Origin of the sequence: Martelella sp. UBA3392 (genome assembly GCF_002358775.1) — a bacterium.
Taxonomy (GTDB): Bacteria; Pseudomonadota; Alphaproteobacteria; order Rhizobiales; family Rhizobiaceae; genus Martelella; species Martelella mediterranea.
In genome coordinates, this window is record NZ_DEPM01000001.1 from 1 (window position 1) to 370 (window position 370).

The window sequence follows — 370 nt, forward strand, 5'->3', positions numbered from 1 at the left end:
CTTTATCGCGGCGGGTGCGCCGCGAGCCGATGCCATGAGCGACGAGACCTTCGGCAATGATCGCCTCGACCGAAAGCCTGGGGTTGAGGGAGGAAACCGGGTCCTGAAACACCATCTGCATGCGCCGCCGCATGGCCCTCAGATCGCCGGCCTTCAGGCTGTTGAGGTCGCAGCCGTCGAAAACCGTGCTGCCCGATGTCGGCTCGATCAGCCTGAGCAGGCTGCGCCCCAGCGTGGACTTCCCCGAACCGCTTTCTCCGACCAGCCCCGTTATCGACCCCTTCGGGATATCGAAGCTGACGTCGTTGACGGCATAGACCGGGTCGCTCGCAGGGCCGAACGTCTTGGTCATGTTGCGAATGCTGATAAA

At 63.0% G+C, this 370-nt stretch carries 1 protein-coding gene; it reads right to left on the reverse strand.

All coding sequences use genetic code 11. The annotated features are described in order from the left end of the window. Positions 1-370 (reverse strand): ATP-binding cassette domain-containing protein (locus B4E36_RS00005; RefSeq protein ID WP_414673697.1); only part of this gene is annotated, 370 nt, incomplete at both ends.